At 58.2% G+C, this 6,777-nt stretch carries 6 protein-coding genes; 4 read left to right on the top strand and 2 right to left on the bottom strand.

Annotated elements, in window-relative coordinates:
• Window positions 1–462 (top strand): EAL domain-containing protein (locus ACXRVY_RS13515; protein WP_458237546.1); only part of this gene is annotated, 462 nt, incomplete at its 5' end.
• 7 nt (window positions 463–469) lie between these two features.
• On the opposite strand, the gene ACXRVY_RS13510 is transcribed toward ACXRVY_RS13515, so the two are convergent.
• Together ACXRVY_RS13510 and algB are read right to left on the bottom strand one after the other, a co-directional pair.
• Entirely contained in the window at window positions 470–2,260 is a 1,791-nt protein-coding gene (locus ACXRVY_RS13510) for an ATP-binding protein (protein WP_458237545.1), read from the bottom strand.
• A gap of 10 nt (window positions 2,261–2,270) precedes the next feature.
• Window positions 2,271–3,617: a sigma-54-dependent response regulator transcription factor AlgB gene (algB, locus tag ACXRVY_RS13505; RefSeq protein ID WP_223459234.1), complete on the bottom strand. Its 1,347-nt coding sequence runs from the start codon at window positions 3,615–3,617 to the stop codon at window positions 2,271–2,273.
• Window positions 3,618–4,055: 438 nt separating this feature from the next.
• Here algB and ACXRVY_RS13500 point away from each other — a divergent pair, with 438 nt between their 5' ends.
• From ACXRVY_RS13500 to gltP, 3 genes are all read left to right on the top strand, one after another.
• A complete protein-coding gene (locus ACXRVY_RS13500; protein ID WP_223459236.1) occupies window positions 4,056–4,343 on the top strand; it encodes a hypothetical protein in 288 nt (95 codons plus the stop codon).
• A 70-nt stretch (window positions 4,344–4,413) separates the two neighbouring features.
• The gene (locus ACXRVY_RS13495; RefSeq protein WP_223459238.1) at window positions 4,414–4,578 is read left to right on the top strand and encodes a DUF1328 domain-containing protein; all 165 of its coding nucleotides are present in this window, start codon (window positions 4,414–4,416) and stop codon (window positions 4,576–4,578) included.
• A gap of 792 nt (window positions 4,579–5,370) precedes the next feature.
• On the top strand, window positions 5,371–6,702 hold the full coding sequence (gene gltP, locus ACXRVY_RS13490; RefSeq protein WP_458237544.1) for a glutamate/aspartate:proton symporter GltP: 1,332 nt from the start codon (window positions 5,371–5,373) through the stop codon (window positions 6,700–6,702).
• The last annotated feature ends 75 nt before the right edge of the window (window positions 6,703–6,777 follow it).

Below are 6,777 nucleotides of genomic sequence, written 5' to 3'. Positions count from 1 at the left end.
ACCCTGCACCGTGTCGCTGCACGGCAAATTGCCTTTGAGGTCACCGAGCGCGGGCTGGTCGATGTGGTGGTGGCCCGGGAAAACCTGCAATCGTTACGGGATGTCGGGCACCAGGTGTTGATCGATGACTTCGGCACCGGCTATTGCAGTCTCGCCTATTTGCAAACCCTGCCGGTGGATTGCCTGAAAATCGACAAGGCGTTCATCGATGCGTTGGGCCATGACGCCGCCAGCAGTGGTGTGGCCCCGCACATCATTCACATGGCCCAGTCGCTGCACCTGAAGGTGATTGCCGAAGGCATCGAACATGAGGCCCAGGCCGAATTCCTCAGCAGTGAAGGCGTGAAGTTCGGCCAGGGTTGGCTGTTCGCCCGCGCGCTGAGCGCCGTGCAGTTCATTGAATTGATAACCCGGGGCCGACGCCTGGCCGGCGCTGGCCGACGTCTGGATGACGAGGCGTGAAGGTGAGCTAAACGGTCAGCGCCATGTAGAACTGAGTACCTTGCCCCGGCCGGGAGTAGACGCCCATGCGCCCGCCATGCAATTGCACGATTTCCTTGCACAAGGCCAGGCCGAGCCCGGCCCCGCCCTTTTTGCGTCCGACCTGTACGAACGGCTCGAAGATCCGCCCCTGTTGACCGTAGGCGATGCCTTCACCGTTGTCCTCGACACTGATGATGACCCGGTCGCCGTGGCGCCGGGCCTGCAGGCGTATTCGCCCGCCGGAGCCGGTGTGACGCAAGGCATTGTCGAGCAAGTTGTCGAGTACCCGGTCCAGTTGTGGCTGGTCGGCCTGTAATCGCGGCAAAGGTCCCTGCACATCCACCAGCAGATTGATTTCCTTCTCTTCGGCCGCTGTGGCAAAGCGTGACTGAGCCTGTTCCAGCAACGCCTCGATGGAACACGGCGCCAGGGTGAGTTTCTGCAAGCCGTTCTGGTAACGGGAGAAATTCAGCAGGTCATTGATCAACTGCATCAGCCGCTGCATCTCTTCATTCACGGTATCGAGCAGGTCGGCTTCCCGGGAATCCCGGGCAAAGTGAGCGCGCTCGCGGAACAATCCGAAAGCCATGTGCATGCCGGTGACCGGTGTGCGCAACTCATGGGAGGCGCGCAATACAAATTCGCTGCGTACCCGCTCGAAGGCACGCTGTTCCGTGACGTCATGCAGCACCATCACGGCACCGAGAATATGTCCCTGGGTATGGCTTACCGGGGTCAGGCTATAGGTCAGTAGTCGCGACTCGCCATCGACTTCGATGCTCAAGTCTTMCGGCGCCCGCTCCAGCGTGCCGCCGCGCAGCACCAGTTGTAGCTGCTCATCGAGTTCGGGGCGCTCCAGCGCCGTTCCCAACCCTAGACCCAGACGATCGGATTCCCAGCCCAGCTGACGCTGGGCCACAGGGTTAAGGTGTTCCAGATGGCCCTGACGGTCGATCATCAGCAGTCCGTCGTCAATGCTGTCGAGTACAGCCTGCAAACGCTGCTGACCGGCCAGCAGTTCATCGACGTTAGTGGCCTGATGCTCACGCAGCGCCTGGGCCATGATCCCGAAACGCCGGGTCAGCTGGTTCAGCTCCACCGCCGAAGAGATCGGCAGGGTGACATCGTAATTGCCCTGGCCGATATTGTCCGCCGCCTTGGCCAAAGCCTCGATGGGCTCCCCGAAGCGCCGGGCGATGGCCTGCGCGGTCACGAAGCCGACGATCAGCACCGCCAGCGCCACCAGGCCAAGCAACCCGGCAATCAGCTGCGCCTGCTCCCGGGCCTGGCGCTCGGTATCTTTGATGTTATCCAGTGCGCGCTTGTGCTCGGCGATCAGGCCATTGCGTAGCGCGTTGAGTTTTTCCGTCAGGTTGCTGTGGCTGCCGAGCACATTCGACGGGTCCGGGGACGTTTCATAAGCCTGGATAAAGCGCTCGTAGTCGGCCTTGGCTTTTCTGAAGCCGTACTCGCTTCCAGTCTGCGCTGGCTCCTGGGCGATGCCTTCCTCGAGCAGTTCGAAGTAATGCTGCTTCGAGGCGGCGAAAGCGGCRGAGTCAGGTTTCTCGCTGAGCATGATGATCAGTTGATCACCCAGGGTCTGACGCAGTTTGAGCCCCAGGTCCAGAGTGACGAAGTTTTTGCGGGTGGGCACTTCCTGGCTGCCGGCCATCTGCATCACGCTGACCAGCCCGAGCAAGAGCCCGAGCAACGCGATGGTCATCAGTGCGGAGATGCTCAGGAACAGCCGGGTCCGCAATTTCATCGCCAGTTTCATCCGCTGTTGCTCACAAGTTGTACTGTTTGCGTTTGCGGTACAGCGTCGAGGCGTCGATGCCCAGGGTTTTCGCCGCTTGGTCCAGCGTGTCGGCGGTGGCGAGGACCGCACCAATGTGGGCCTTTTCCAGTTCATCCAGGCTCAGAGCCGCGCCGATACGCGGTGCATTGTGGACCGGGGTTTCGGCCATGCCCAGATGACTGATCTCGACCCGCTCCTGCGGACAGATGATGCTCGCCCGCTCGATCACGTTGCGTAGCTCACGGATGTTGCCCGGCCAACGATAGCCCAGCAGTGCTTCCCGCGCCTCGTCGCTGAAGGCGCGCGCGGGACGGGCGTATTCCTTGACGAAGCGTGCGAGGAAACGATCGGCGAGGTTGAGAATATCTTCGCGGCGTTCGCGTAGCGGTGGCAGGTGCAAGGTAATGACATTCAGGCGATAGAGCAGGTCTTCTCGGAAACGACCGTCGCGGGCCATGTCCTCAAGGTTGAGGTTGGTGGCCGCGAGGATGCGCACATCGGCGCGACGGGTCACCGCATCACCGACGCGCTCATATTCCTTGTCCTGAATGAAACGCAGCAACTTTGGCTGCAATGTCAGGGGAAAGTCGCCGATCTCGTCGAGAAACAGCGTACCGCCATCAGCCTGGTTGACTCGGCCCAAGGTGCTTTCGCTGGCACCGGTGAAGGCGCCACGGCTGTGGCCGAAAAGTTCGCTCTCCATGAGTTCAGCGTTCAGTGACGGGCAGTTGATCGTGACGCAGGATTTCTTCGCGCGTTTGCTCCAGCCGTGAATGGCTTGGGACAGTTCGCCCTTGCCGGTACCGGATTCACCAAGAATCAGGATATTGGCATCGGTCGTGGCAACTTGGCGGGCGGTTTCGAGTACCACTTTCATGGCCGGGCTATGGGAGTCCAGCCCATCCTTGGGCTTGCGTACTTCACCTTCCAGGGCTTCCAGTCGCGCCGACAGTTGCCGCACTTCCAGTTGCTTGGCGGTTGCCAGCCGCAATTGATCGGGGCTGCACGGTTTGACCAGATAGTCAGCGGCACCGGCCTGAATCGCATCCACTGCGGTGTCGACCGCTGAGTGCGCGGTGACGATCACCACCCGCATCCAGGGCGCCTGAATACGCATCTGGGCCAGCACATCAAGGCCGTTGTCTTCACCCAGACGCAAATCGAGGAAGCACAGGTCGAAGACCTGTCGCTGCAACAGGGCTTCTGCCTGCGCTGCGCTGGTGGCGGTAGCCACGCTGTAGCCTTCGTCTTCGAGGCAATAACGGAAAGTACGCAGGATGGCGGACTCATCATCCACCAGCAGAATGCGGCCTTGATGCTCAGTGGCTGATTCCATTTTCCTACGCTCCTTAATGAATAATCTTTATTTGGTCTCGGAGAAATMGGGCAAGTTGCATGATTGATTCTGAGCCATTCCGATCATGGCAGGGTAGCTTTCATCCCATGTATCGCTTAGCCACCTGATTTCGCCGGTCTTTTAATGGATGCCCGGTTTCTTACAAAAACCAGCGTGTATTTCTGACATCCGCGCCCTCCTCTCAATTCAAAAAATTTACGCACTCCTTCAAACGAATCATGCAATACGCACGACCGCGCAAGTGGCATCGTGCAGGATGCGTGCGAAGTGATTTTTTTGATGATTGTAAGATATTGAAATTAAAGAAAATTAAATTGAGTCAAAGCTGGCATGTGGGCTGCAATTGTCTGGTTAACCAGGGCATTCAAAAACAGACGCCCGCTATCGAATACCGACCCGAGTGGCAGGAGATCCAGGATGAACCGCCAACGCGCCGCCTACCTGCACTTCTCGCCTGTGCATATCGAGCAAGGACTGCTTGCTGTTCTGGCGCTGTTGATCACCCTGATCGGCGGCCAGCAGTTTCTGCGCTGGGAGCAGAGTCAGCAGCCGGAAGCGCCACGCCTGTCGATTCCGCATCCGACCCAAACCCATTTCAGTGCTGTCAGTAGTCTTCAGGCCGACACCACCCCGATGCGCATGATGGATGTCGACCAGACCGGGCCTGTGGGTGAGATACGTCATCAGGAGCATTGGGTGTTCTAGGCAAAACTTCTGCGTACACGATGCGCCGGGAAACGCAGCACCTCTAAACACAAGCGTAAGGAGAATTACCATGTTGAGCTGGGCAATCACATTCCTGATCATCGCCATAGTCGCTGCCGTACTGGGTTTCGGTGGTATCGCGGGCACCGCCACAGGTATCGCCAAGATTCTGTTTGTCGTGTTCCTGGTGATGTTCGTTGCTTCCTTCTTCTTTGGCCGTCGCGGTCGAAGCTGACATGAACGGTTTGTTCAAGGCACTGGCAGCCGCCCTGTCGATGGAGCAAACGAAGAAAGATCCGAACGGGTATTGAAGTACACACATGAGGGAGGCCACAGCGCCTCATTCCACCTGCGTCACCTGAGGAAGGCTGGCGCATGACCAAGGGGTCGGGATGTTCTGCCTGTTTCAGGGGCGGAGTGACCTACGGGTACAGCGAGTGCCTGCGCAAGGGCCGGGTCAGGAAAAGCTGCTGCGCAAGTTCGCCGGACCGCCATGGTTCGACGGGCTTGCGAAGGGCTTGATCACGCAACACATTGAAATAGAGCGCTCGTCTCGGCTTCCTCACCGTTCTCGCGTTCTTGTCCTGGTAACGTCGGAAAATACTTTTCCCGGTGTTTCACCAGCGACCGTATATCGAGAAAAATCACTTTTTTTTGGCCGCGATTTTTCGCTTCGTCCTGCGGGATTCTGCTGAAAAATCAATTCTCGGCCACTGCTCAAAAAACACTCAATCTGCTCTATGATGACCGGTTCACGGCACTTATACCTGCCGAAATGTCGTATTCGAACCGGTTGGGACGCGCGGTTTACTAAAAAAACTTCATGCCGATTCGGCATAGGGTAGGCGTTTACGGCATTAGACGGCGCTCCCTTGCATCGGAATAGTTGCGCCTTTTTCGCCTGCCGGAGAGCCATAAACACGCGTTCCGGGGCACCTTATACGGGGGTAGATGCACTAGACTTTTTCGCCATAAGCGTTCCAGTTCGTGCATCTCCCTGAGTCAAACAACAATTAAGGGTAAAGATATGAAGAAGGCAAAGCTTAGCCTCGCCTGGCAGATCCTCATCGGTTTGGTATTGGGGATTGCAATCGGTGCGCTGCTCAACCATTTCAGTGCCGAAAAAGCCTGGTGGATCAGCAACGTCCTGCAACCGGCAGGCGATATCTTTATCCGTCTGATCAAGATGATCGTGATCCCGATCGTCATCTCCTCCCTGATTGTCGGCATTGCCGGCGTCGGTGATGCCAAGAAGCTGGGGCGTATCGGCTTCAAGACCATCATTTACTTCGAGATCGTCACCACCATCGCCATCGTGGTCGGTCTGCTGCTGGCCAACCTGTTCCATCCGGGTGCCGGCATCGACATGAGCACCCTGGGCACTGTGGACATTTCCAAGTACCAGGCCACGGCGGCCGAGGTTCAGCATGAACACGCGTTCGTCCAAACCATCCTCAACCTGATCCCGTCGAACATCTTCGCGGCCATGGTTCGCGGCGAAATGCTGCCGATCATCTTCTTCTCCGTATTGTTCGGTCTCGGCTTGTCGAGCCTGCAGGCGGACCTGCGCGAGCYGCTGGTGAAGATGTTCCAGGGCGTATCGGAAAGCATGTTCAAGGTCACTCACATGATCATGAACTACGCCCCGATCGGCGTGTTCGCACTGATCGCGGTGACTGTGGCCAACTTCGGCTTCGCGTCGCTGATACCGTTGGCCAAACTGGTGATCCTGGTTTACGTCGCCATCGCCTTCTTCGCTTTCGTGATCCTGGGCCTGATCGCTCGCCTGTTCGGCTTCTCGGTGATCAAGCTGATGCGCATCTTCAAGGATGAGCTGGTACTGGCCTACTCCACCGCCAGCTCCGAAACCGTGTTGCCGCGCGTGATCGAGAAGATGGAAGCCTACGGCGCGCCGAAAGCCATTTGCAGCTTCGTGGTGCCGACCGGTTACTCGTTCAACCTCGACGGTTCGACCCTGTACCAAAGCATCGCGGCGATCTTCATTGCCCAGCTGTATGGCATCGACCTGTCGATCAGTCAGCAGCTGCTGCTGGTACTGACGTTGATGGTCACCTCCAAAGGCATCGCCGGCGTACCGGGCGTGTCCTTCGTGGTACTGCTGGCTACCCTCGGCAGCGTCGGTATTCCACTGGAAGGCCTGGCGTTCATCGCCGGTGTCGACCGCGTCATGGACATGGCCCGTACCGCACTGAACGTGATCGGCAACGCCCTGGCTGTTCTGGTTATCGCTCGCTGGGAAGGCATGTACGACGACGCCAAGGGCCAGCGCTACTGGAACTCCCTGCCGCACTGGCGCAGCAAGGAAAAACTGCCGGCGGGTGAAACTTTCAAGGGCTGATCAAACCCTGTGTAGATTGGCTTTTTGTGGGAGTGAGCTTGCTCCGGGCGGCGTTCCGACGATAGCGGTGTATCA

This window comes from Pseudomonas sp. P5_A2_2 (assembly GCF_054177685.1).
Note: the sequence above shows the minus strand (reverse complement) of the source record. Positions and strands in the feature narration are given on the sequence as shown.